Source organism: Mycobacterium saskatchewanense (assembly GCF_010729105.1).
Classification (GTDB): domain Bacteria; phylum Actinomycetota; class Actinomycetes; order Mycobacteriales; family Mycobacteriaceae; genus Mycobacterium; species Mycobacterium saskatchewanense.
This window is the reverse complement of record NZ_AP022573.1, coordinates 4,970,597-4,995,405: the sequence shown is the minus strand read 5'-3', so window position 1 is coordinate 4,995,405 and position 24,809 is coordinate 4,970,597. Positions and strand designations below refer to the sequence as shown.

Annotated in this window: 18 protein-coding genes and 1 pseudogene; 7 read left to right on the top strand and 12 right to left on the bottom strand. The window is 68.1% G+C overall.

The window, feature by feature from the left end; all coding sequences use genetic code 11:
- Positions 1–89 precede the first annotated feature (89 nt).
- The gene (locus G6N56_RS23575; protein WP_142280615.1) at positions 90–2,429 is read left to right on the top strand and encodes a heavy metal translocating P-type ATPase; all 2,340 of its coding nucleotides are present in this window, start codon (positions 90–92) and stop codon (positions 2,427–2,429) included.
- 1 nt (position 2,430) lies between these two features.
- Here the strand turns inward: G6N56_RS23575 and G6N56_RS23570 are convergent, their stop codons facing one another.
- Both G6N56_RS23570 and G6N56_RS23565 read right to left on the bottom strand, forming a co-directional pair.
- Complete coding sequence (locus tag G6N56_RS23570; RefSeq protein WP_085255924.1) at positions 2,431–3,576, bottom strand: PPE family protein; 1,146 nt, start codon at positions 3,574–3,576, stop codon at positions 2,431–2,433.
- Between the two features lie 80 nt (positions 3,577–3,656).
- Positions 3,657–4,796: a PPE family protein gene (locus G6N56_RS23565; protein WP_085255923.1), complete on the bottom strand. Its 1,140-nt coding sequence runs from the start codon at positions 4,794–4,796 to the stop codon at positions 3,657–3,659.
- 785 nt (positions 4,797–5,581) lie between these two features.
- Here G6N56_RS23565 and G6N56_RS23560 point away from each other — a divergent pair.
- Positions 5,582–6,607, top strand: coding sequence for an AraC-like ligand-binding domain-containing protein (locus G6N56_RS23560; protein WP_158090719.1), 1,026 nt, complete (start codon positions 5,582–5,584; stop codon positions 6,605–6,607).
- Between the two features lie 137 nt (positions 6,608–6,744).
- On the opposite strand, the gene G6N56_RS23555 is transcribed toward G6N56_RS23560, so the two are convergent.
- Both G6N56_RS23555 and G6N56_RS23550 read right to left on the bottom strand, forming a co-directional pair.
- Complete coding sequence (locus tag G6N56_RS23555) at positions 6,745–7,743, bottom strand: hypothetical protein (RefSeq protein ID WP_085255921.1); 999 nt, start codon at positions 7,741–7,743, stop codon at positions 6,745–6,747.
- Positions 7,744–8,498: 755 nt separating this feature from the next.
- Entirely contained in the window at positions 8,499–9,041 is a 543-nt protein-coding gene (locus G6N56_RS23550) for a PaaI family thioesterase (RefSeq protein ID WP_158090718.1), read from the bottom strand.
- A gap of 555 nt (positions 9,042–9,596) precedes the next feature.
- Here G6N56_RS23550 and G6N56_RS23545 point away from each other — a divergent pair.
- Positions 9,597–11,150 (top strand): GMC family oxidoreductase, encoded by a 1,554-nt coding sequence (locus G6N56_RS23545; protein ID WP_085255961.1) that lies wholly within the window; start codon positions 9,597–9,599, stop codon positions 11,148–11,150.
- Positions 11,151–11,326: 176 nt separating this feature from the next.
- Here G6N56_RS23545 and G6N56_RS23540 read toward each other — a convergent pair whose 3' ends face one another.
- On the bottom strand, positions 11,327–11,968 hold the full coding sequence (locus G6N56_RS23540; RefSeq protein WP_085255920.1) for a TetR/AcrR family transcriptional regulator: 642 nt from the start codon (positions 11,966–11,968) through the stop codon (positions 11,327–11,329).
- A gap of 94 nt (positions 11,969–12,062) precedes the next feature.
- Here G6N56_RS23540 and G6N56_RS23535 point away from each other — a divergent pair, with 94 nt between their 5' ends.
- Entirely contained in the window at positions 12,063–12,476 is a 414-nt protein-coding gene (locus G6N56_RS23535) for a limonene-1,2-epoxide hydrolase family protein (RefSeq protein ID WP_085255919.1), read from the top strand.
- A 143-nt stretch (positions 12,477–12,619) separates the two neighbouring features.
- Here G6N56_RS23535 and G6N56_RS23530 read toward each other — a convergent pair whose 3' ends face one another.
- The 3 genes from G6N56_RS23530 to G6N56_RS23520 form a co-directional block, all read right to left on the bottom strand.
- A complete protein-coding gene (locus G6N56_RS23530; RefSeq protein WP_085255918.1) occupies positions 12,620–13,486 on the bottom strand; it encodes a pseudouridine synthase in 867 nt (288 codons plus the stop codon).
- Complete coding sequence (locus G6N56_RS23525; protein ID WP_085255917.1) at positions 13,483–15,237, bottom strand: glycerol-3-phosphate dehydrogenase/oxidase; 1,755 nt, start codon at positions 15,235–15,237, stop codon at positions 13,483–13,485. Before G6N56_RS23525 ends, G6N56_RS23530 begins: the two co-directional genes overlap by 4 nt.
- A gap of 83 nt (positions 15,238–15,320) precedes the next feature.
- Positions 15,321–16,736 carry an NAD(P)H-quinone dehydrogenase gene (locus G6N56_RS23520; protein WP_085255916.1) on the bottom strand — a complete coding sequence of 472 codons (1,416 nt, stop codon included), beginning with the start codon at positions 16,734–16,736 and terminating at the stop codon, positions 15,321–15,323.
- Positions 16,737–16,812: 76 nt separating this feature from the next.
- Between G6N56_RS23520 and G6N56_RS23515 the strand changes: the two genes are divergently transcribed.
- On the top strand, positions 16,813–17,289 hold the full coding sequence (locus G6N56_RS23515) for a gamma-glutamylcyclotransferase family protein (protein ID WP_085255915.1): 477 nt from the start codon (positions 16,813–16,815) through the stop codon (positions 17,287–17,289).
- Positions 17,290–17,392: 103 nt separating this feature from the next.
- Here G6N56_RS23515 and G6N56_RS23510 read toward each other — a convergent pair whose 3' ends face one another.
- Entirely contained in the window at positions 17,393–18,280 is an 888-nt protein-coding gene (locus G6N56_RS23510; protein ID WP_085255960.1) for a type IV toxin-antitoxin system AbiEi family antitoxin, read from the bottom strand.
- Positions 18,281–18,494: 214 nt separating this feature from the next.
- Here G6N56_RS23510 and G6N56_RS23505 point away from each other — a divergent pair.
- Positions 18,495–19,465 (top strand): annotated as a pseudogene (locus G6N56_RS23505) (IS481 family transposase).
- 24 nt (positions 19,466–19,489) lie between these two features.
- Here G6N56_RS23505 and G6N56_RS23500 read toward each other — a convergent pair.
- The 3 genes from G6N56_RS23500 to G6N56_RS23490 are packed head-to-tail and all read right to left on the bottom strand — an operon-like array spanning position 19,490 to position 22,549.
- Positions 19,490–20,659, bottom strand: coding sequence for an amidohydrolase (locus G6N56_RS23500; protein WP_085253634.1), 1,170 nt, complete (start codon positions 20,657–20,659; stop codon positions 19,490–19,492).
- Positions 20,656–21,840, bottom strand: coding sequence for a M20 family metallopeptidase (locus G6N56_RS23495; RefSeq protein WP_085253635.1), 1,185 nt, complete (start codon positions 21,838–21,840; stop codon positions 20,656–20,658). The genes G6N56_RS23500 and G6N56_RS23495 overlap by 4 nt, the downstream gene beginning before the upstream one ends.
- A 46-nt stretch (positions 21,841–21,886) precedes the next feature.
- On the bottom strand, positions 21,887–22,549 hold the full coding sequence (locus G6N56_RS23490) for a cutinase family protein (protein ID WP_085253636.1): 663 nt from the start codon (positions 22,547–22,549) through the stop codon (positions 21,887–21,889).
- Between the two features lie 253 nt (positions 22,550–22,802).
- Between G6N56_RS23490 and G6N56_RS23485 the strand changes: the two genes are divergently transcribed.
- Complete coding sequence (locus G6N56_RS23485) at positions 22,803–24,716, top strand: PPE family protein (RefSeq protein WP_085253637.1); 1,914 nt, start codon at positions 22,803–22,805, stop codon at positions 24,714–24,716.
- The last annotated feature ends 93 nt before the right edge of the window (positions 24,717–24,809 follow it).

Genomic DNA, 24,809 nt, shown 5'->3' with positions numbered 1-24,809 from the left:
CCCAATAGGTCCTGGGGGCGGCGACTTCCGGCCCTAGCCCGTTCGGCGAAGGCGCGTCAGGCTGGCCTGGCGCGCCGAAAGGGAATGGTGTGGGCGGTAAGGGTTTTGTCATCCGGGAGTTGGTCGAGCCGGTTCTGGTCGCGGTGACCGTCGGCGCGCTGGCCGCTGGCGGCATCGCCTGGCTGGCCGGCTCGCAACCGGTGGCCGATTGGTGCTGGATAACGGGCACGGCGGTGGCCATCGTGCCCGCGGTGGTGTGGGTGCTGACGGCCCTGCGCCGGGGGCGGGTCGGCGTCGACGTGATCGCGGTGCTGTCCCTGGTCGGGACCTTGCTGGTCGGCGAGTACCTGGCCGGCGCGCTGATCGCGGTGATGCTGGCCGGCGGGCGGGCCCTCGAGGCGGCGGCCGAACGCCGCGCGTCCCACGACCTTCGCGCGCTGCTGGAGCACGCGCCGCGCTTCGCCCGCCGACGAGTCGGCGCTTCAGTGTCCGTGATCGCGCTCGACGACGTGGCGTTCGGGGACCAGCTGGTCGTCGGACCGGGCGAGGTGGTCCCCGTGGACGGGCGGGTCACCGGCCCGGCGGCGGTGCTCGACGAATCCGTTCTGACCGGCGAACCGCTGCAGGTCGAGCGCGGCGTCGGCGAACCGGTGCGCAGCGGGGTGGTCAACGCGGGCGGGGCGTTCGAGATCCAGGCCAGCGCCACCGCCGCCGACAGCACCTACGCGCAAATCGTCCGCCTCGCCGAGCAGGCCGGGGCCGAGAACGCGCCGGTGGTCCGGCTGGCCGACCGCTACGCCGCCTGGTTCCTGCCGCTGACACTGCTGATCTCGGGCGGGGCGTGGCTGGCCAGCGGCTCCGCCGTGCGGGCGGTGGCGGTGCTGGTGGTGGCGACCCCGTGCCCGCTGCTGCTGGCCGCGCCGGTGGCGATCGTGTCCGGCCTGTCGCGGGCCTCCCGTCACGGCGTGGTGATCCGCAACGGGGCGGCACTGGAAACCCTCGGCCGCGCGACCACGTTGGCGATGGACAAGACCGGCACGGTGACGACGGGGCGGCCCGTCGTGATCGACGTCGCGGCCGCCCCGGGGCAGGACGCGATCGAAATATTGCGGCTGGCGGCCTCGGTGGATCAGCTGTCGCCCCACGTGCTGGCCGAGGCGATCGTCACCGATGCCCGCGCCCGCGGCCTGGCCCTGTCCCTGCCCGCCGCGGTGATCGAGGAACCGGGGCGCGGGGTCACGGGCACCGTCGACGGCCGCCGCATCCAGGTCGGCAAGGACCCCGGGGAGACGGAGTCGGCGGCGTGGGCGCGCACGGCCGTGAATCGCGCCCTGCTGGACAGCGCCGCGATCGCCTGGGTGCGCATCGATGGGCGCGCGGCCGGCGCGGTGCTGCTGCGCGACCCGCTGCGCCGCCACGCGCCCCGAACCGTGCGGCGATTGCGCGCCGCCGGGCTGAGCCGGCTGGTGATGCTCACCGGCGACCGCGCGGAACCGGCCCGGGAAGTGGGCGCCGTGCTGGGCCTCGACGAGGTGTATGCCGGGCAGAGCCCGGCCGACAAGGTCGCCGCCGTGCGCGCCGAGAAGGACCGCGCGGTCACCGTGATGGTCGGTGACGGGGTCAACGACGCGCCCGCCCTGGCGGCGGCCAGCGTCGGCGTGGCGATGGGCGCCCGCGGCACGACCGCGTCGTCGGAGGCCGCCGACATCGTGCTGACCACCGACCGGCTGGAGCGGCTCGCCGACGCGATGGACATCGCCCGCTGGTCGCGGCGGATCGCGGTGCAGAGCGCCGTCGTCGGCATGGGACTCTCGCTGGCCGCGATGGCCGTCGCAGCCGTCGGGTGGCTGCCGCCGGCCGTGGGCGCGCTGCTGCAGGAGGGCATCGACGTCGCGGTGATCGGCAACGCGTTGCGGGCGCTGCGCGCCAACCCGGCCGTCGAGGTCGACCTGCCGCCGCGCACCGAGGAGATGTTGCGGCGTTTCGACGCCGAGCACGACGAACTGCGGGACGCCGTCGGGGTGCTGCGCGACGCCGCCGACCGCCTGGCGGCCGCGCCGGACGGACCGGCCCTGGAGGCGGTCGCCCGCGCGCACGCGCTGCTGAACGAGCGAATCCTGCCCCACGAACGTGCCGAGGAGACCCAGCTCTACCCGGCGCTGGCCCACCCCCTGGGCACGGGCGAGGCCACGGCGACGATGAGCCGCACCCACGCCGAGATACAACGGCTGTCGGACCGGGTCGGCGCCCACCTGAGGCTGGCCCCCGGCGGCGGCGCGATCCCGCCCGATCAGGTCGACGACCTGCTCGCGTGCCTGTACGGCCTGTACGCGCTGCTCCGGCTGCACTTCGTGCAGGAGGAGGAGAACTACTTCACCCTCGCCGAGGGCGAGCACGAGACCGCCGTCCCGACGATCGAAGCCGGGTAGCTCAACCGGCCGAGGGCGGCCGGTGCATGACCGTCCCCTTGAGCTCCAGCCCGAGTTCGATGTTGTCGTAGTCGCGGCCCTCGCGCTTGCGCGCGCCCGCCGCCGGCTGCGGCATCCGGAACGGCGGCATCTGGATCGCCGGCAGCCCGAACTCCCCCGTGGGAAGCGGCGACGCCGCCGACGCCAGCTGCACCGGCACCTGCGCCCCGGGGACCACTCCTACCACGGACGGCGGCATCATCAGCTTGCCCACCAGAACGCCGACACCCGTCGCGGCGGTGGGCGCCGAGACCGATCCGACGGCGCGCGCCGCGCCGGACAGGCCGTTGGCGACCGCACCCAGCGCGCTCTCGCCCTCGCCCAGCCCCTGGGCGATGTCGCCACCCACGTTCTGCAGGGTCTGCGACGAGCCGAGCTGGGCCAGGTAGCTGAGCAGGTTGATCGGAATCCCGCCGGCGATGAACTGGTTGGCGTAGGCGTTGAGCAGCCCGAACCAGCCCTTCTGGGGGTTGAAGCCCAGCGGCGTGCTCAGCAGCGAGGTCAGCAAGTCGCCCAGCGGCGACTGCACCGGGGCGGCGGCGACCGGCGCAGCGGCGGTGACCGTCTGGGCGGCGGCCGCCGCCGGGTTGACGATCGCGGGCGGCGATGAGAACTGCGGCAGGTCAAGGGCCTGCGCCGAGGCCGCCTGGTAGCGGTACATCGCCGCCGAATTCCTGACCCACATGCCCTCGTACTGCGCTTCGGTCTCGGCGATCGGCACGAGGTTGTTCCCCAGCCAGTTGGTCGCCAACAGCTGCGCCAGCCGGGCCCGGTTGGCGGCGACCTCCGCCGGCAGGGCGATCGAGCTACGGGCCGCTTCGAACGCCGACGCGGCCGCCAGCAGCGAGGTGCCGACCTGCTCGCACTGCTGCGCCGTGGCGCGCAGCCAGGCCAGGTACGGCTCGACGGCCTGGACCATCGCCGCCGCGGACGGCCCGCGCCAGGCCTCGCCCAGCGACCACAGCTCGGCGGCGTAGCCCGGAAGGGCCTCCTCGACGTCGATGGCCAGCGCGCGCCACACCCCGGAGGCCTCGACCAGTGATCCCGCACCAGGTCCCGAGTGAATGAGCGCCGAGGTGATTTCGGGGGGCAGCATCCCAAAATCCATGACGCCCTACCCCGAGTTCGAGAACGATGGCTGCCTCATGCGACAAGGCATTTCGGTTTCCCCCGCACCGCGCTGCGCCCTCATCCCGCCGACGGCGATCGGGGCATGACGTTGCCCTTGAGTTCCTTACCGAACGCGAGATCCTCGTACTTCTGCTGTTTTCTCTTGCGCCAGCCGCTGCCGGCCGAGATCGGCGGCGGCATCAACGGGGGCAGCATGGGGAACCCGGCGTCCCCGGCGTCGAGCGGGGACGCCGCGGACGCGAGTTGCACGGGCGTCTGGGAGGCGGGTAGCAGCCCGACCACCGCGGGCGGCGCGCTCAGCTTGCCCACCGACACCGCGACACCCATGGCTCCCGTGGGCGCCGCGGTGGCCCCAACGGTGCGGATCGCGCTGGACAGGTCGCTGGCCGCCGCGCCCAGGGCGCCCTCGCCCTCCTCCAGGCCCTGCCCGACCTCCCCGCCCACGGCCTGCAGGGCCTGGGCCGAGTTGGCCTGCGCCACGTAGCTAAGCATGTTGATGGGGAAGCCGGACGAGACGAACTGGTTCGCGTAGGTGTTCGCCAGCCCGAACCAGCCGGCGTTCGGGTCGAAGCCGAAAGGGGTGCTGAGGATCGATGTCAGGAAGTCGCCGATGGATTGCGCCGGGGTGGTGGCGGCGGCGGACGCGGCGGTGGCCTGGGTGGCCGTGCCGGTGTCGCTGGCGATCGCGGGCGGCGACGAGAACTGGGGCAGCTCGAGCGCTTGCGTCGAGGCCGCCTGATAGCGGTACATCGCCGCGGAGTTGTTCGCCCACATGGTCTGGTACTGGGATTCGGTCTCGGCGATGGCCGCGAGATTGCTGCCCAGCCGGTCGGTGGCCATCAGCTGGAGCAGCCGCGCCCGGTTGGCGGCGACCTGCGCCGGCGGGACCACCGCGGCCTGGGTGGAGGTGAAAGCCGCGGCGGCGGCGTTCGCCGACGAGGCCACCTGCCGGCACTGCTGCGCGGTGGCGCGCACCCAGGTGAGGTACGGCGCGACGGCATCGTTCATCGCCGCCGAGGAGGGACCCTGCCAGGCCTGCGTCAGCGACGAGACCGCCTCGTTGTAGAGCGGAGCGGTTTCCTCCAGCCCGACGCCCAGGCTGTGCCACGCGTTGGCTGCCTCGATCAGCGATTCCGCTCCGGGCCCGGAGTGGATCATTGCCGAGGTGATCTCGGGGGGCAGCGATATGAAGTCCATGACTGTCACACTCTCCGACGGCGGAAATCCGGTGAAAACTCTCGATGACTACGGCACGAATTGCCCACGAACATTGCGCATCGACGCCTTAGCTGCGGTCGAAAATTTCGCCACTGACGCTAGCACTTGCCGCGCCCGACGTGCCCTTTTCCCGTTACCTCAGCGAGCGGGTGCCGCGCTGGCAAATACCCGCACGCTGAATGTTTGTTGGCCAGTTGCCGCGGACGAGCGTCCGACCACGACACCGCCACCAGATTGTGCGCACCCTTGCAACAGGTTTGGTATGCGCTCGGGGCGAGTGGGGCTCGCCCGTTTGGCGGTGGGATCCGGATTGAGGACGTACGCAGCACAATCGACGGATCCAACCACCCGGTGTTGTGCGCGCGCAGCTAAGTGCCGTGCGCATTCCGGCAGGCACTCTCGCCAGCGATACGCCAGCGTTGTGGGACGAAGTTCTCGCGAGGTGCAGATGGTGATGTCCGCGCCTTTAGGGAGCGAAACCTTCGATTTTGAAAGGACGTTCGCTGGTCGGTGCGGCTTTGTGGCACCCAGGACGCAGCCGTGCGCAAGGATCCGGGCCGGCGCCGCCGGGCCCACCAGCGTCCCGGGCGTCGACGTCCGCGCTTCGCCCAGCCGATGTAGCGCGGATTGTCACCCCCGGACGAACCGATGTCATGGCTGAGTCGTGTCAAGCTCAGGCATTGGTTGCTTCGTGGCGGTGCTCAAGGTTTCGCGCACAAGGCGCTCAGCCTTCGAGGCAAGCGGTGGAGATGAGGCATTTCGGAATGAGCAAAGAAGACCGCGCTGATAAAGGTGACAGAACCTCGGCGCGATACCGGCAGGTCGACGTCGCCCCTAGTCGGCACGCTACTCGAGTAGTGCAGCTCGAGGCGCTTGACCGCTTCATCTCCGAGCAATTGGTCCCGATGCGGTTGTCGACCGACGATGCCGGAACCTTCCAAGCTAAGGCACGCTCAGCGAGTCTGGGGCACGTCGAGTTAACCGACCTGTGGGTCCGCGACCCATGTGTGGCTCGTCGTACCAGAACGCTCATCACTGCCGACGGCCCGGAGTATCTGAAGGTTGGCCTTCAGCTTTCCGGCATCTCCGCGGTGTCCCAGGGCAGTCGCGAGGCCACGCTGAGGCCCGGAGACCTCCTCTTGTACGACACGAGCCGTCCATACCAGATCAGCTCGGGTCCTTCGTCCCACATGCAGACAGTGATGTTCTCCCGAGGGGCGCTACGGCTGTCTCCAGCGCAGTTGGAGCAGTTACCGCTTCGACCGATAAATTGTCGGCAGGGCGTGGGATTGCTGGTGTCGCAATATCTCAACGGCGTCCGTCGGCAACTTGACGCTGGGATGCCTTCGGACTCTTGCTACCTCGCCAATGCAACACTGGATCTGCTTGCGGCACTGTTCGTCGCCGAGTTGCCGGGCACGGCGCCGACGGATCCAGATAGCGGCAAGGCGGGCCTGCTTCTTCGGGTTCGGGCAGATATCGAGAATCGGCTCTCCGACCCTTACCTCGATGTCCCGAGCATTGCCGCGGCGCACTACATCTCCGTTCGCACTCTGCAGAAACTCTTCGAAGACGAGGAGCAAACGGTGACCGGGTGGATTCGGGCTCGACGTCTTGAACGCTGTCGCAGGGACCTAGCCCTACCCGCTCTTGCGCAAACGCCGATTGGGTTGATCGCCGCTAATTGGGGCCTCATCCATCAATCGCACTTCTCCCGACTGTTCAAGTCGGCGTACGGGGTATGCCCACGCGACTATCGGAACCGGAACATGGGCACCCCCGGCGCCTGAGTCCGGTTGCGTGCGGCCCTGCCGAATTGACCATCCAGGGACCATCGCATCCATGCGACGACCTCTCACAAAACGGACCTCAACATCTGGAATTCGAACTCGCCGCCGCAGCACGTCCGGGTTCACCGCTCATCCGATTACCGAGATTTGCCGTCTGCTATTTTGATTTCGTCAACGGCAAAACTGCGAATCAGCTGCTCTGTGTTCCTCGGATTCAGGACCACGCCAGGCACTTCCTTCTTGGTGTCTGATTCGGTTTCAATGTAGCCCACGGTGCGGAAGTTGTAGATATCTTCCCCGAGATACAACAGTTTCGCGCCTTCAGGAAAATCGGCGTCCACATATGGTTCGGCGTCATTCCGCCCGACAGACTTCGCCGCGCTGTGACGGCCATCATACGCGGGGGTGCCCACGTAGGGGGGCTCGATTCTGTTAGAAGTGGTCAGCTTGACCCAGCCCTTCGCATCATCAGCAACAAATGCAACGTTGAACCGGTCCTTACCGATTGACGCGTACCCATATTCGGTGTGGCCAACATATTCGCTCAGCCACATAAACCAATCCTGCTCCAATACATCAGCCTTCGATCCGTAATAGCTGTCAGCAGATCCCCAATACCTGTCTAGCCCGCCAAGTCCCGTGACGGCCTGACCTTCAAGAGTGCCTTCAACTTCACAGAGCGTGGTAAGGCTGTAGAATGTCTCTTTCCCGGGCATGGTAAATTTGAACGAATATCTCATGGGCTTGAAAACCAGATGCAACTCGTCGCGCAAATCAGTAAGTCTGAATTTGTCTGTGGACAAAGTCAAAGTAGTGTCGACAGCGGCGTCAAGGCTGTGGATCCTCACCGAAGTGGAGTCAGCGGACCACTCCCAGTTAGGTTCGACCGGCTTCGGCCGCCACAGTTCCGGATAAGCCTTCTCATAATTCTTGGAAAAATGGCGTAGTCGCATCCCGTCTATGGGATCGTATGCCAAGTAGTAAACAAATTCGTCGTTTTGCTCGTTCCAGAACTTCACATAAATAAAGCCGTAGTAAAACTTTGCGCCTTCGGCAGGGGCCTTATCGGGTCGCAAATCATCCAGCGTTTGAAAAACCGCCTCAGGAAAAGTTTCGGATTCGGATTCATGATTCATTGTGCCGCACCACTCTCTTATTCGCTTTGGCCTCGATCGCTTTGGATCAACGCAACGCCGCCGTGACAAATTGGAATATGGCGGCGCGTGCCGGCTTCGGTGCCATGCCGAAGTCGTGCTTCAACTCACCCACCGCCTGGTCGTCAAGATGGGCATCGACCCTGGTCCGTAGCGCCTGCTTGGCGGGGCGGCCATCTCGGGCGTCCCGCGATGTCGATGCTCGCGAATTCGCGACTCAGGATATGCAGTGCTTCTTGGTCTTCCGCACGCGCCCGGGCGAGAACTTCAATGTCCCTGCGGCTGAATGCGAACCGAGACGACGTGCGGGGCGCGACGATGGCGCTGTGCCGATCCCGCTGAAACGTCTCGCCGAGGACGTCTAGCGCGGGCAGGTCCTCTTCGTGCAGGACGACGCCATGCGACATGGGGGCTCCTCATCGCGATCCCGTGGGCGTGTGAAGTCTATCGTAGATAACTATGACTTCGGAAGGGTGGATGTCCTGCCGGCATGGACGGGTCGCCCGCGATCGACGTGGTGCACGCGCTACGGGTTGGCGGGAACCAAGGTCTCTCGTTGGCGTCCACGCGAGGGTGAGGTCAATCAGTTCCTCGGCTTCTTCCCGGCGCGCTCGGCGTGCCGCGTTCGATGTCGGGTCGAACCGTCGCAGGGCTTGCGGTGCATGCCGCAGGCAAGATGTCGGTCTCGCGAATCGCGGGCATCTGTAGTCGACGGCATGAGCGGCGGATGGCCGATCTCAACCGAGCCTGTTGAGGGTGACGAGTTGAGAGACCACCGTAATCGAGGCGATGCGCATCCCGGCGTCGTCGTCGAGGTCCGCGCTCAAGACAGCGTTGGCCGTCGTAACGTTTAGCAGTCGCGCCCTGGCGATGTACGACTTCGCTGTCCCGCCACGCAGTATCGTCACCGTCATACTCAGTGTCGGACAAGGAAAACCAGTCACCAGCGAACCACAATATGCAGCCGTTTGATCGAGCATCTCGGCGATGGCGCCACCAGTAACTTGTAAAAGGTTCGATGCGCGAGGACCAGGCTCATACGACACCCGCAACCAGCGTTCGATGCGGCTGCAATCGATGAACTTGGCGCCCAGCGCCGAAAGGTTCGGTGGCAACTGTCGATTCGCTCTGTCGATCCAGTGTGCATCCGGTAGGGCAAGACCTGCTTCGCCGAAAAGGCCAGCGTACCCGGCTGATTCCACGGTTCCTTCCTTCCGCATCATATCTACCTTGTTCACCGCGACTTCTCGGGCCATGGCGGATACACTGTCCACCATCATGATTCGTCGTCCGGTTGCCGATTACAGAGATTCATGTCCCCAGATCCCGGCGCACCCCCGGCATGCCGCAATGCACTTGGGATCGTTGTTAGCCAAAGCTGAGATCCTCAGGACACCAGCCTATCCGGGCGATGTACAACATATTTGATTACTGGACGCACCGTCGTTGCACCAGTGCGCACACGTGGGCGTACCGGCCCTTTGTGGTCGGCCGACTATCTCCGTGATCCAACCGGAAGTCGATGTCGTTGCTATCAGAGGTCAATGGCTCATCGGAACTGGGTGAGTGAAGTCAACGATCGACTGCGTCGATCGAGGGGGCTGAACGGGTGGTGTTCGCGTCCACGCAAGTGTGGTGCGCACTCGGGCAAGCATTGCCGCCCAAAGAGATGCCAACGTGGTGATCCTGACCAGTCGTTACCTCGACCCTTGGCCGAGCCCGTGAAAGCGAACTGTTAAGCCAGCGACACCCCCCTTGTGATCCGGAGGAGACTTGTGAGTGAGCAACCCGCTGCGGCGACGAACTTTTCGGAAGCGGTTTTGGCCAATCAACAGATATTGGCGGCGCGGCTTGGATCGCGCTACGACTTTGTGGTGTGCGGCGCCGGGTCGTCGGGATCGGTAGTGGCCGCACGGTTGGCTGAGAACCCAGATGTGAATGTGCTGTTGCTGGAGGCCGGCGGCGACGATAACGTCGACAGCGTCACCCAGGCGTCCCTCTGGCCTACTAATATCGGCAGCGAACGGGATTGGAATTTCCAGGGATTACCCAACTCGCACATCAATGGCCGCTCGTTGCCGTTTTCCATGGGCAAGGTCCTAGGTGGTGGGTCAAGTATCAATGTAATGATCTGGGCGCGCGGGCACCGGGGCGACTGGGACCTGTTCGCCACTGAGACCGGCAACCCGGCATGGGGTTATGACGCTGTGTTGCGGACTTATAGGCAGATCGAAGATTGGCACGGCGTTCCCGACCCGGACTACCGTGGAATCGGCGGCCGTGTTTTCGTTCAACCGGTTGCCGAACCTCAGCCGCTGGCGCGCGCCACACTGCAAAGTGCGAGCCTCATGGATATTCCCACCTTCGAAAATCCCAATGGCAGAATGATGGAAGGCCCGGCCGGAGCCGCTATCACCGACGTGCGCTGCAGGGAAGACAAGCGGCAGTCGGTGTTTCGGTCCTATACCTATCCATTGATGGACCGGCCAAACCTGACCGTCCTGACCGGCGCTTACGTCCGCCGATTGATCTGCGACTCAAAAGCCGTTACCGCGGTTGAATTCTCCCATCAGGGCAGGATTCGACGGGCTGCGGTTGACCATGAGGTCGTGCTGTCTCTCGGTGCGATCAACACGCCCAGGGTACTTATGCACTCGGGGATTGGGGAGCCGAGCGAGCTTTCTCGCGTTGGCATTCCGCTGCGTCACGCTCTCCCGGGGGTCGGTCACAATTTTCAGGATCATGTGGGCTTCGACTGCGTATGGGAAAGTCCCACGCCTATACCGCCGCGCACCATTGCCGAGGCTGTGGTGTGTGCGCCCGCGAAATCAGGCTCAGATGCCCCTGACTTCTTCATCTGCCAGGCAGGATTCGCCCTGTCGACCCCCGAGGTTATCGCCACCTTCGGGCTCCCTGCGGCCGGCTGGACGCTGCGTGGTGCGCTCTCACATCCACAAAGCCGCGGCCGCCTGCGTCTAACGGGGCCCGACCCTTGCGACCCGATCGAAATCGACGCCAACACGTTGGCCGATTCCGCGGATCTCACCGCGGCAAAAGAATGTATCGAGCTGTGCCGCGAAATCGGCAATGCGGGACCGCTCCGCGAATACGCCGAACGGGAGTGGATACCGGGCCCGCTCACAGGCCCGGAACTAGAGAAGTTCGTCCGCGATTCGGCAAGCACCTATTGGCACGAAGCCGGGACAGCGAAGATGGGACGCGACGACATGTCCGTCGTCGATGGATGGCTCAAGGTCCATGGAATTGACAAGCTGCGAATCGCGGACGGGTCGGTCATGCCGCGGATCACCACCGCGAACACCATGGCGCCATGCGTGATCATCGGCGAACGCGCGGCGGAGTTCTTGATCGCCGAGCACGGGCTGTAACCGGGCTCGAGCTGCCGCTGACGAGCTGTGCCTGCAGAACCGGCAACATTGGCCAACATCGTGGCGGTCAGCAAGCCGACTCGCGGAGAAACCCTGAGTCGACCCGGTGGAGCAGGACATTGCAACCCGCACACCCGGGGCAGCGATCAGCCAAGCAACACGACCCTCAGCGAGGTTCAGCGTTTGCGCATTGGCCCGGTCCGCGACCGCACACCGCTGAGGAGTGCCAGCATCGCGCGCACGGCGTCGTCGCGAGCAGAGGCGGGGTCAGGCGAGTTAGCGACAAATAGCGCGGCTTCGTCGGCGGCGGCGAGTAAGACGTGAGCGAGCACGTCCAGCGGCAGGTCGGAGCCTACCGTGCCCTCGGCGACGGCCTGCTCGAGAAAACTACGGATCGCACCCAGACCGTACTGCGCTTCTAGTTCGCGCCAGCGTTCCCAGCCCAGAACCACGGGACCGTCGAGCAGCAAGATCCGCTGAACCTGCGGTGTCAGCGTTGCGTCGAGAAATGCCAACAGGGCTTCCTGAAGTTCTGTGAACGCGTCCGCCGGGCGTGCCGCTGCCGCCGCCGCGGCCACTAAGTCCTCCTCGACTGCGACAAAGACCGCTTCGAATAGGGCGCGCTTGTCGGCGAAATGATGGTAGAGAGCGCCGCGGGTGCCGACGCCAGAGGCAGCTACGATCTCTTCGGTACTGGTCGCATGATATCCGTTCTCCACGAAAAGTGCTCGCGCAGCGTTGATTAGCGCTGTCCGAGTGGCGGTGGACTGTGCAGCACGGCGTGCCTTGGTATCGACCCTGTGCTCGGGTGACGGCATCGCAACAGTCTATTGCATACAGGCTGTAGGTCACATACTATCTGTATGTCTGGCGTCCTCCGGCGCCGTCCCCGGATCAACTTTGGAGGTTCCCATGCCTGATCCCGCAGGCGTTGTTCGTCAATTCTGTGCACTTATGGAAACCCGTGACGCCGAAGCACTTCGGCCATTTCTCGCCGAGAACGCGACTTACCAGAACGTCGGAATGCCCGCCTCGATCGGCCTGCAGGCAGTCCTGGACGACCTGGGTGGCCAGTTCGCTGCCTTCCCGGACTCCTACGCGTACGAAATCATCAACATTGCCGCCAACGGACCGGTGGTCTTAACCGAACGCATCGACTATGTCCGCACTCCCACAGGCGAACTCGCCGGGATACCGGTGATGGGGACGTTCGCCGTCGACGCCGGCAAGATCACCCGCTGGACCGACTATTGGGATACCGCACTGCTGGCCAAGGTTTTCGCCGGCGATGACGTCCATGTGCTGCTGCCCAAGGTTGCCGGGTGAGTCCCTGCTCCGTGATATGCCTCGGCGCGGGGCGTTAGGCAGTCCGGCGGGCCGGTACCCGCTTCGGATGAGGGCGTAGGCCTCCGGCCAGTCGGCGTCGCGCGGGCCCGTTGTACCGCGCGGTAGCGCAACGAAGCTCGAGGCTACGGGTCGGCCCGACGGCTGACGAACTCGCGCCGGACCCCGCTCAACGGGTCAGTGAACTCGATGCGCCGGGCCAGCAGCCGCAGCGGCGCGCTGAAATCGTCGGCCGGCACGTCGATCACGGAGGGGTACAGCGGATCCCCTTCGATCGGGAGCCCCAGCGACGCCATGTGCACCCGCAGCTGGTGGGTGCGGCCGGTGCGCGGGGTCAGCCGGTACAGGCCCTGCCCGACCTCGCCGGCGCGTTCCACCAGCGTCTCGGCATTGGGCGGACCCGGCTCGCAGACCGCCTGCAGGTGCCCCCGGCGCTTGACGATGCGGTTGCGGACCACGTGGGGCAGCGCGACGGACGACGCGCCGGCCGACCGCGCCAGGTAGGTCTTGGCCACCAACCCTCGGGCGAAGAGCGTCTGGTAGGCGCCGCGCACCTCGCGCCGCGCGGTGAACACCAGCACGCCGGCGGTCAGCCGGTCGAGCCGGTGCGCCGGGGTCAGCTCGGGCAGGCCGAGGTCCCGGCGCAGCCGGACGAGCGCGGTCTGCGCGACGTGCCGGCCCCGCGGCATGGTGGCCAGGAAGTGCGGCTTGTCGACGACCACTAGGTCGGCGTCGCGGTGCAACACCGGCACGTCGAAGGGCACCGGCACCTCGTCGGGCAACTCCCGGTAGAGGTAGACGTGCGACCCGGCGGGCCGCACGGTGGCCTCGTCGACCATCGCGCCGTCGGCGTCAACCACCTCGCCGGCCAGGACCTTCGCGCGCGCCGCCGCACCGAACCGGGCGGTCAGCTCGGCCAGTACCGGGCCGCCGTGCAGCCGCACCCGCGCGGGACCGAGTCCGTCGCGAACCGGGAGCGGCGCGGCCCTCAAGAGAGCGGCACCGGCTCGAGGATCTCCGCGCGCGCCTCCGGGGCGCTCGCCCGCAGCTCGTCGGCCGACACGTCGTCGGGCTGGGCCTGGGACAGGATCTCGGCCTCCACGCGCGCGGTGTAATTGGCGACCTCGCGCTCGACGTCGCCCGCGCTCCACCCCAGCACGGGCGCGACCACGCCGGCGACCTCACGGGCGCAGTCGACCCCGCGGTGCGAGTACTCGATCGAGATCCGCATCCGGCGGGCCAGGATGTCCTCCAGGTGCAGCGCGCCCTCGGCGGTGACGGCGTAGAGGGCCTCCACCAACAGGTAGCCGGGCGCCTCCTTGATCGGGTGCAACAGGTCGGGGTCCCCGGCCGCCAGGTCCAGCACGTCGCCGATCAGCGACCCGTAGCGGTCCAGCAGGTGGCGCACGCGGTACGGGTGCAGGCCCTGCAGGGCGGCGACGTGCTCGGCCTGGTTGACCAGCGCGAAATAGCCGTCGGCGCCCAGCAGGCTCACCTTCTCGGTGATCGACGGCGCCACCCGCGCCGGGACGAACTGGACCGCGGCGTCGATCGCGTCGGCGGCCATCACCCGGTAGGTGGTGTACTTGCCGCCGGCGATGGCAACCAGGCCCGGCGCGGGCACCGCGACGGCGTGCTCGCGGGAGAGCTTCGAGGTCTCCTCGCTCTCGCCGGCCAGCAGCGGGCGGAGACCGGCGTAGACGCCGTCGATGTCGGCGTGCGTCAGCGGGGTGGCCAGCACCGTGTTGACGGTCCGCAGGATGTAGTCGATGTCGGCCTTGGTGGCCGCGGGGTGGGCCAGGTCGAGGTTCCAGTCGGTGTCGGTGGTGCCGATGATCCAATGGCTGCCCCACGGTATGACGAACATCACGGACTTCTCGGTGCGCAGGATGATCGCGACGTCGCTGACGATCCGGTCCCGCGGCACCACCACGTGCACGCCCTTGGACGCGCGCACCTGGAAGCGCCCGCGCTGCTTGGACAGCGCCTGGATCTCGTCGGTCCACACGCCGGTCGCGTTGACGACGACGTGGCCTCGGACGTCGGTGATCGAGCCGTCCTCGGAGTCGCGGACCCGCACGCCGGTCACCCGGTCACCCTCCCGCAGCAGCGCCACCACCTGCGTCGACGACCGCACCACCGCGCCGTAATGCGCGGCCGTGCGCGCGACGGTCATGGTGTGGCGGGCGTCGTCGACGACCGTGTCGTAGTAGCGGATGCCGCCGATCAAAGAGCTGCGCTTGAGGCCCGGGCTCAACCGCAGGGCCCCCGCACGGGTCAGGTGCTTCTGCGCGGGAACGGATTTCGCGCCGCCGAGCTGGTCGTAGAGGAAGATGCCGGCCGCGATGTACGGCCGTTCCCACCCGCGATGGGTCAGGGGGAACAAGAAGGGCATCGGCTTGACGAGGTGCGGCGCCAGCGTGGTCAGCGCCAGCTCCCGCTCGTAGAGCGCCTCGCGCACCAGGCCGAACTCCAGTTGCTCGAGGTAACGAAGGCCGCCGTGGAACATCTTCGACGAGCGGCTGGAGGTGCCCGAGGCGAAATCGCGCGCCTCGACCAGCGCCACCTTGAGCCCGCGGGTGGCGGCGTCCAGCGCGCACCCGGAACCCACCACGCCGCCGCCGATGACCACCACGTCGAACTGCTCGGCGCCGAGCCGGTCCCAGGCGTCCCGGCGTTGCTGCGGTCCCAGCACGGACGCCGGCGAGTTCGGCCCGCTCGGTGCGTGAATCGGGTCGCTCACTGGGAAAACTCCTGTCGGTTACTCGTCAGTAGGCCTCATGCAACACCAAGGCTACGGGTTCTCCGGGGGCGTTTCAGCGCCTTTCAGTCCAGATCGTCGTGGGCCATCAGCCGCCGGGCGGCCTCGGTGATCGACCCGGATAACGAGGGGTAAACGGCGAGCGTCTGCGCCAACTCGTTGACGGTGATGCGGTTGGTGACGGCCACGGCGATCGGCAGGATGAGCTCCGAGGCGATGGGCGCCACGACCACGCCGCCGATCACCACGCCGGTGGACCGCCGGCAGAAGATCTTGACGAAACCCTGCCGCAGGCCCGACATCTTGGCGCGCGCGTTGGTGCGCAGCGGCAGCATGATCGTGCGGGCCGTCACCGAGCCGTCGTCGATCGCCGACTGCGGCACGCCGACGGCGGCGATCTCGGGCCGGGTGAAAACCGTCGCCGCGACGGTGCGCAGCCGGATCGGGCTCACACCCTCGCCGAGGGCGTGATACATCGCGATCCGGCCCTGCATGGCGGCGACGGACGCCAGCGGCAGCAGGCCGGTGCAGTCGCCGGCGGCGTAGATGCCGAGCACCGACGTGCGGGACACCCGGTCCACCGTGATGTAGTTGCCGCGCCCCAGCTCGACGCCGGCCCGCTCCAGGCCCAGGCCGCTGGTATTGGGCACCGACCCGATCGTCATCAGCGCGTGGCTGCCCTCGACGGTGCGGCCGTCGGTCAGGGTCACCAGCACACCGGTCTCGGTGCGGGTGACCGACGCGGCCCGGGCCTGCTTGACCAGCTGGACACCGCGCTCGGCGAACACCTCCTCGAGCACCAGGGCGGCGTCGGCGTCCTCGTAGGGCAGCACCCGGTCCTGGCTGGCGACCACCGTGACCGGCACGCCCAGCTCGGTGTAGGCGTGGACGAACTCTGCCCCGGTCACCCCGGACCCGACCACGACCAGGTGCTCGGGCAGCGCCTGCAGGTCGTACAGCTGCCGCCAGGTCAGGATGCGCTCGTCGTCGGGCTGGGCCGTCGGCATGATCCGGGGGCTCGCGCCCGTCGCGATCAGCACCACGTCCGCCTCGTACTGGCCGGTCGAACCGTCCGGGGCGGTCACCCTGAGGCAATGCCGGGCCATGCCCGGCTCGGCGTCGACCAGCTCGCCGCGGCCGGCGACGATGTGCACGCCCACGTCGCGCAGCGCCTCCGCGATGTCGGCCGACTGCTCCTTGGCCAGCCGCCTGACCCGGGCGTGGATCGCCGGCAGCGAGATCTTGGCGTCGTCGATGTCGATGTCGAAGCCCATCCGCGGCGCCCGGCGCAGCTCGGTGCGTAGCCACGTCGAGGCGATGAAGGTCTTCGACGGCACGCAATCGTCCACGACGGCGGCCCCGCCGATGCCGTCGCAGTCGATCACGGTGACGTGCGCCGTGTCGGGATGGGAGGTGGCGGCGACCAGCGCGGCTTCGTAACCGGCCGGGCCTCCGCCGAGGATCACGATGCGGGTCACCACGGTTCAAACCTAGCGGCAGGCCGCAGTAAGCGCTCGGGTGAGCACCGCGCGGCCCGATGCCGTTTAAGCTTGCCCCGTGCCGCTCTACGCCGCCTACGGGTCGAACATGGATCCCGAGCAGATGCTGAAGCGCGCACCGCACTCCCCGATGGCCGGAACGGGCTGGTTGCACGGCTGGAGGTTGACCTTCGGCGGCGAGGACATCGGCTGGGAGGGCGCGCTGGCCACCATCGTCGAGGATCCCGATTCCAAAGTGTTCGTCGTCCTGTACGACATGACACCGGCGGACGAGAACAACCTCGACCACTGGGAGGGCTCGGAGTTCGGCGTGCACAAGAAGATCCGATGCCGGGTGGAGCGGATCTCGTCGGACACCAATACCGATCCCGTGCTGGCGTGGCTGTATGTGCTGGACGCCTGGGAGGGCGGCCTGCCGTCCGCGCGGTACCTGGGTGTCATGGCCGACGCCGCCGAGATCGCCGGCGCGCCGGCGGATTACGTACACGACCTGAGGACCCGCCCGTCGAGCAACATCGGCCCCGGCACGGGCTAGCTTCCTGTCGGCGAGCCCTGGCGAGCTCCCATCCCTCGCGAGCGACCGTGTCTGTACGGCGACACGCCGCTGTGCGCGGCAGTTTGCGGACGTTGGCGAGGGGTCACGCCGCCCGGGACCGCCGCATCTGCGCCTGGATGCGACCGATCAGGTCCCAGGGCCGGCGCCTGACGTCCTCGGCCAGGATGGCGACGACAGCCCAGCCCAGCTCCTGCAGAGCCGAATAACGGCGGCGATCTCGGATGAACGCGTCCTGCCCGCTGTGCCAGTCGACCCCGTCGTATTCGGCGGCGACACGAAGGTCGGGCCAGGCGAAGTCCAGCCGCCAGACGTATCCCCGCAGGTCCACGACCTCGTGCTGAAGGACCGGCGTCGGCAGCCCGCCGTCGATCATGACCAGGCGGGCCTCGCTCTCCATCGGCGACTCGGCCAGCGGGGAAGCCAGCGGCAGCAACTCGCGCACGTTGACGACGCCGCGCCGCCCCGACTGCAGCCGCAGCGCCCGCGTCAACTCCTCGCGGCTGCACCGCCGGCTGCGCAGCGCGGCGTCCAGCGTGGCCAGGACTCGAGGCCGCCGCAGTCCGCGGGCGACCTCGATCGCGGTCCACGCCGGTGCGGTGACGGGGCGCCCACCGAACATGGTCAATGGCGCGCCCTCCCGCCGGTGCACCACCAGTCCTTCGGCCGATCGCAGGCGCCGGCCGTCCGGCTCGAGGACGTGCAAGCCGGGCGTCGCTTCCGTGTCGAAACCGTAGACTTCGGCGGCCGTGCTCAGGCATGCTGCGACCCTGGTGCCGGTTGCCAGGTCGAGACCGCGCAGCTGCAGCGCGGTGGTGAGTTCGCCCTGGCCGTAGATGCCGTGCCAGACCTTCTGTAGGGCACCGAGATTCACATGCGCCTCCAGCCCGCGACGGGTGAGCACCATCAGGGCCTGGGCCGACGTGACGACCCCGCCCTGGTCCTCGAGCAACCGGCTGAGCTCTGGGTGCATGCCGGCCATCGTGGGGGCGCCGCGCGATGCCGACAATTCACTCCGGCGAGCGTCCGCAAATTGCCGGGCTACACGGCGTGTCGCGGTGCAGACACGGTCGCTCGCGGGGGCTAGATGTCGTGACCCGGGAGGTTGTTAACGGCGTGCCTGCTTGAAAGTGGGAGGACCTCCTGACGGAGTGGATGTGTCTGGCATTCACCCGTAGGAGGTCCTTGTGTCTCACGCTAACGCCCGTACCAATGTGTTCGCTCGTCGGTTGATCGTTGAGCGTGTCGCCGCTGGGTGGCCGGCCGCGCGTGTGGCTGAGCAACTGGGGATTTCGCGGGCAACGGTGTACAAGTGGCTGCGCCGATATGCCCAGGGCGGCAATCCTGCGTTGGCCGACCGTTCGTCACGGCCGATCCGGATGCCCAACCGCACGAGCTATCAGGTCGAGCAGAAGGTGCTCGCCGCCCGCCGACGCCGTAAGCGCGGCGCTGTGGTGCTGGCCGCCGAACTCGGTCTGACTCCTTCGACGGTTGGGCGGATCCTGGCGCGCCACCAGATGCCGCATCTGAGTGCGATCGACCCGATCACCGGCGAGGCGGTGCGCTGCTCTCGACGCAGCCCCAACCGCTACGAACACCCCACGCCGGGGGCCATGGTTCATGTCGACGTCAAAAAGCTCGGCCGCATCCCCCCGGTGGTGGGTGGCGGCTGCACGGCCGCCACGCCGCGGTCTCAGTAGCCCACCGGCACAAGAAGACCAAGATCGGCTACGACTACGTCCACACTGCCATCGATGACTACACCCGGCTGGCCTACAGCGAAGTGCTCCCCGATGAGAAGGACCCGACGTGCGCTGGGTTTCTCCACCGGGCACTGGCCTGGTTCACCGCCCACGGCGTGCGCGTGCGTCGGCTACTGACCGACAACGCATTGGTCTACCGACGCGGCACCGACTGGGGCTGGGTTTGTTCGGCCTGGCAACTCAAACGCCGATTCACCCAACCCGGCTGTCCCTGGACCAACGGCAAAGCAGAACGTTTCAACCGCACCCTGCTCAACGAATGGGCCTACGCCCGCCCCTGGACCAACAACACCCTGCGCAGACGCGGCCTTGACCAATTCCTTCGCCACTACAACACTCGACGAGGCCACTCCGCCCTCGGCGGACAACCACCGATCAGCCGACTCGCTGCCTGACAACAACGTGTCAGGTCACGACAGCTAGAAGAGCGCCGCCTGCTCGATGATGTTGACCATCACGCGCACGCCGATCGCCAGGGCCCGCTCGTCCAGGTCGAAGTTCGGCTGGTGCAGGTCCAGCTGCGGGCCATCCCCGGGCCACACGCCCAGCCGCGCCATGGCGCCGGGAATCTCCTCGAGGTACCAGGAGAAGTCCTCCCCGCCGCCCGACTGCCGGGTGTCGGCCAGCGCGTCGGGACCGGAGGCCTCGATCGCGTGGGTGAGGATGCGGGTGGACACGTCCTCGTTGACCACCGGCGGCACGCCGCGGTGGTACTGCAGCGTGTGCTCGATGTGCAGCGGCGACAGCATCGCGGAGACGGACTCGCGGATGATCCCCTCCAGCTCGAGCCAGGTGTGCCGGCTGGCGGTGCGCACCGTGCCGCACAGGACGCCGGTCTGGGGAATGGCGTTGGCGGCCACGCCGGCGTTCACCGCGCCCCAGACCAGGACCGTGCCGTTGCGCGGGTCCAGGCGGCGCGACAGCACCCCGGGCAGCCCGGTGATCAGCGTGCCCAGCCCGTAGACCAGGTCGGCGGTCAGGTGCGGACGCGACGTGTGCCCGCCGGGCGAATACAGCCGGATCTCGATCGAGTCGGCCGCCGAAGTGATGGGGCCGTGCCGGACCGCGACCTTGCCGACCTCGAGCCGGGGGTCACAGTGCAGGGCGAAGATTCGCGACACCCCGGTGATCGCCCCGGCGGCGATGGCGTCGATCGCCCCACCGGGCATCAGCTCCTCGGCGGCCTGAAAAAGCAGCCGCACCCCGACCGGCAGCTCGGGCGCCGACGCCAGGGCCAGCGCGGTGCCGAGCAGGATCGCCGTGTGCGCGTCATGGCCGCAGGCGTGGGTGACGTTGGGCATCGTCGACGCGTACGGCGCGCCGGTCCGCTCGGCCATGGGCAGGGCGTCGATGTCGGCCCGCAGGGCGATCCTCGGCTCCCCCTCGGGACCGAGGTCGCAGACGAGCCCGGTGCCGCCGGGCAGCACCTTCGGGTTCAGGCCCGCGTCGGCCAGGCGCTCGGCGACGAACTGCGTGGTGGCGTATTCCTGCCGGCCCAGCTCGGGGTAGCGGTGAATGTGCCGGCGCCATTCGACCAGGTCGTCGGCGTGGGCGGCCAACCACGATTCGGCGGCTTCGGCGAGGCTCACGCATGCCCCCGGCGTTCGCGGGCGGCCAGCACGCGGTCGCGTTCGGCGGGGTTCTGAGCGAGGTGGACCACCGTGCGCGCCAACATGATCGCGCCTTCGACGACGGCCCGGTCGGCGCTGGGCCCGGCCGCGGCGGCCGCGAAGGCCCGCTGGTGGACCATGGCGCCGCCGGCATCGACCCCGATGACCGGGTGGATCCCCGGCAGCACCTGCGTCACGTTGCCCATGTCGGTGCTGCCCAGCGGCAGCGCCGACTCGTACTCGGCCGCGACCGGCTCGCGCCCCAGGCGGCGCATCTCCTCTCGGAAGACGCCGGCCAGCCAGGGGTCGGGCTTGAGCTCGTCGTAGGTGGGTGCCGGATTGCGAATTTCGTACTCGCAGCCGGTGGCCAGGGCGCCCGCGGCAAAACACGCGTACATCCGGCCCTCCAGCTCTCGCAGCGACTCCGATTCGACCGCCCGCATCGCGTACTGCAGGCTCGCGTGCCCCGGGATGACGTTGACCGCCTGCCCGCCGTTGGTGACGATGCCGTGCACCATCTGGCCCGGCGCGAGCTGCTGCCGCAGGAGCCCGACGGCCACCTGTGCCACGGTCACGGCGTCGGCGGCGTTGATGCCCTGGTGCGGCGCGACGGCCGCGTGCGACTCCTTGCCACGGTAGTCGACGTCCGCTTCCGACAACGCCAGCGAGTGCGCCGCGGCGATGTCGGCGGGCCCCGGGTGCACCATGACCGCCGCCGCGACGTCGTCGAACACCCCGGCGTCCAGCAGCAGCGCCTTGCCGCCGCCGGCCTCCTCGGCGGGAGTGCCGATCAGGGCGACCCGCAGGCCCAGCTCGTCGGCAACCTCCGCCAGCGCCAGCGCGGCGCCCACCGCCGACGCGGCGATGATGTTGTGCCCGCAGGCGTGTCCGATCTCGGGCAGCGCGTCGTATTCGGCGCACACCCCGATCACCAGCGGCCCGCTGCCGAAGTCGGCGCGGAAGGCGGTGTCGAGGCCGCCGGCCTGCGCGGTGACCTCGAAACCGCGTTCGGCGACCAGCGCCCGCGCCTTGGCGCAGCTGCGGTGCTCGGCGAACGCGAGCTCGGGTTCGGCGTGGATGGCGTGGGACAACTCGACGAGGTCGCCACCGCGTCGCCGCACCACGTGTTCGGCGCTGTCCAGTGGGGTGGCCGTGGGCATCCTTGCAGTATCCCACCTAAGCATTCCCCGGCCCGGCGGCTCCGTCCTACACCAGTCCGGCGATGAAGGATGCCGCCTGGCCCGGGTAGGGCGGCGCGTCGTAGTCGTGATGCGCGTCACGGTCGCGGCCGCCGACGACGCAGATGGGGTCGCCCGGGCTGCAGAGGTCGATGGCGCGGCCGGCGAACAGACCCGTCGACGAGAGGGGCGTGCCGAAGCGGTTGCCGGGGTTGCCGAACACCGCGACCGCCGAGACCTTGCCGGCCAGGCCGGGGTCCAGCGGCGGAGCCGAGCCGAAGTTGCCGATGGTGTTGCCCAGCGGCGGCACATCCGCCAGCATCGAGACCGCCGCGGCGCCCTGCGAGAAGCCGCCGAGCACCAGCCGCGTCGAAGGGCACTGGTCGACCATCTGCGCGATGTGGTCGCGCGCGTCGTTGGCCGCGTCGGCGGTCGTCAGGAAGTTGTAGCTGGCCGGGTAGTTCACCGGGTAGGCCTCCACGGTGCGCGAGCCGAGGGCGGACTGCAGCGCGGCGAGCAGCGCGTCGCCCTCGGCCCCCAGGCCGGGCGGCTCGGCGGTGCCGCGGGCGAAGATGAGTTGAACGTTGGGGCAGTCCGCGCGCGCGGTCGGCGCCGCACCGCCGGCCAGCGCGACCACCGAAACCGCCACGGCGGCGACCAGGCCGACGACCGGCCAGCTCCGAAATCCCATGCGGCAGATCCTCACATATGCCGGCCCGCGCCGTCGGCTTGCGTCCGGCCCCGAGGCGCCCGCCAGCCGAGCCGAGGCTGCCGGCAACGGACCCGCTGCCCGTGCCAGCATCCCGTGGCCGAGCGCCCACTCGGCCGAGGTGTCGATGCAACGAGTTTGCGCAACGTTCGGCCGATCGCCATCAAACCCCGGAAGCGCGACCCGATTCGCCGTTAATGTTTCGACGACGTAGGCGCGGAGAAAGGGACGCGAGATGAGTTTTTTGGTGTGGCCGCCGGAGATCAACTCCGCGCTGATGTATGCCGGCGCCGGGTCGGGTCCGATGCAGGCGGCGGCCGCCGCCTGGGAGGGGCTCGGCGCCGAACTGCACGCCGCGGCCTCGTCGTTCTCGGCGGTGACGTCGGGGCTGGCGAGCGGGTCCTGGCAGGGCCCGGCGTCGGCGGCCATGGCCGCGGCGGCCGCGCCTTATGCGGGGTGGTTGAGCGCCGCGGGGACGCACGCCCAGGGGGCCGCGGCTCAGGCCAGGGCGGCGGCCTCGGCGTTCGAGGCGGCGTTCGCCGCCACCGTGCACCCGGGCGCCGTGGCCGCCAATCGCGGCCAGTTGGTCTCGCTGGTGGTGTCCAACCTATTTGGGCAGAACGCCCCGGCGATAGCCGCCGTCGAGGCCCACTACGAGGAGCTGTGGGCCCAGGACGTCGCGGCCATGTCCGGGTATCACGCGGACGCCTCCGCGGCGGCGGGGCAGTTGTCGTCGTGGATGACCGCGGCGCAGGGCGTGCCGGCCCAGCTGGGGCTCGGGAACCTCAACTTCGGCGTGGGCAATACCGGCGGCTCCAATGCGGGCAGCGGCAACACCGGCAACGGCAACGTCGGCAACGGCAACACCGGCAACGGCAACGTCGGCAGCGGCAACACCGGCAACGGCAACGTCGGCAACGGCAACTTCGGTAACTCCAATATCGGGATCGGTAACGGCAGCTCGTACCTCGGCGTCACGTCCAGCAACAACGTCGGCGGCGGCAACGTGGGCAACAACAACGTCGGCTTCGGCAACGCCGGCATCGCCGGTACGGCGGGCAACGGGAACGTCGGCATCGGCAACCTCGGCAGCCAGAACATCGGGGCCGGCAACGTCGGCATCGGGAACATCGGCGCCGGAAACTCGGGCCCGGACGGGTCCGCCGGCTTCGGCAATGTGGGCTTCGGCAACAGCGGCAACAATAACTGGGGCCTGGGCAACACGGGAATCGGCAACATCGGGTTCGGCAACACCGGCAACGGCAACATCGGCTTCGGGCTGACCGGCGACCACCAGATCGGCTTCGGCGGCTTCAATTCGGGCAGCGGGAACATCGGCCTGTTCAACTCCGGCAACAACAACATCGGGTTCTTCAACTCCGGCAACGGCACCTTCGGCATCGGCAACTCGGGGAACTTGGCCACCGGCTGGTTCAACTCCGGCCAGCTCGCCACCGGATTCGGCAACTCGGGTGGGGGTGACACCGGCATCGGCAACGCGGGCTATGACGCGATGGCGGGGCTCGGCTTCAGCGACGGCGAGAACACCGGCTTCGGCAACGGCGGCTTCAACAACGTCGGCTTCGGCAACGCCGGCAACTTCAACTTCGGCGACTTCAACGCCGGCTATTCGAACTCCGGCAGTTTCAACTCCGGGGGCTACAACACCGGCTATGGGAACGCCGGCAGCTTCAACACCGGGATCGGCAACGCGGGCGACACCAACACCGGTCTGTTCAACTCCGGCGGACTGAACACGGGTATCGGCAGTTCGGTCACCCAACCCGTCCTCAACTCGGGGTTCGGCAACACCGGCACCGGAAACTCGGGCTTCTTCAATAGCGGCGACGACACGTCCGGCCTCGGCAACTCCGGGAGCACGCGCGGTAGCTCCGGGTTCTACAACTCGGGCAGCGGGGGTGCCAACGCGGGGATCTTCAACTCCGGCAGCGGCGGCGGCAACACCGGTATCGGCAACTCCGGCGACGGGGGCAACCACGCCGGCTTCTTCAATTCCGGTGCAGGCCCCGAGGACTCGGGCTTCTTCAACTCGGGTGACGGCATCCACTCGGGGATCGGGAACACCGGAGGCCCAAGTTCGGGCGCCTTCAACCCGGGCTTCAACGAGTCGGGCTTCTTCGGCCTGTAAAACGGCCGGGCCACATTGACCCGCCCGACTCCTCCCGCGCCGCCCCACGGCGCGCATCGTCGCCGGGCCACATTGACCCGCCCGACTCCTCCC

Excerpts from the sequence above, each read along its gene's own strand:
- G6N56_RS23555 (WP_085255921.1), bottom strand. The coding sequence starts at position 7,743 with ATGAATCATGAATCCGAATCCGAAACTTTTCCTGAGGCGGTTTTTCAA.
- G6N56_RS23550 (WP_158090718.1), bottom strand. The coding sequence starts at position 9,041 with ATGATGGTGGACAGTGTATCCGCCATGGCCCGAGAAGTCGCGGTGAAC.
- G6N56_RS23570 (WP_085255924.1), bottom strand. The coding sequence starts at position 3,576 with ATGGATTTTGGGATGCTGCCCCCCGAAATCACCTCGGCGCTCATTCAC.
- G6N56_RS23560 (WP_158090719.1), top strand. The coding sequence starts at position 5,582 with ATGAGCAAAGAAGACCGCGCTGATAAAGGTGACAGAACCTCGGCGCGA.
- G6N56_RS23565 (WP_085255923.1), bottom strand. The coding sequence starts at position 4,796 with ATGGACTTCATATCGCTGCCCCCCGAGATCACCTCGGCAATGATCCAC.
- G6N56_RS23495 (WP_085253635.1), bottom strand. The coding sequence starts at position 21,840 with ATGCCCACGGCCACCCCACTGGACAGCGCCGAACACGTGGTGCGGCGA.
- G6N56_RS23510 (WP_085255960.1), bottom strand. The coding sequence starts at position 18,280 with ATGCACCCAGAGCTCAGCCGGTTGCTCGAGGACCAGGGCGGGGTCGTC.
- G6N56_RS23490 (WP_085253636.1), bottom strand. The coding sequence starts at position 22,549 with ATGGGATTTCGGAGCTGGCCGGTCGTCGGCCTGGTCGCCGCCGTGGCG.
- G6N56_RS23485 (WP_085253637.1), top strand. The coding sequence starts at position 22,803 with ATGAGTTTTTTGGTGTGGCCGCCGGAGATCAACTCCGCGCTGATGTAT.
- G6N56_RS23540 (WP_085255920.1), bottom strand. The coding sequence starts at position 11,968 with ATGCCGTCACCCGAGCACAGGGTCGATACCAAGGCACGCCGTGCTGCA.
- G6N56_RS23535 (WP_085255919.1), top strand. The coding sequence starts at position 12,063 with ATGCCTGATCCCGCAGGCGTTGTTCGTCAATTCTGTGCACTTATGGAA.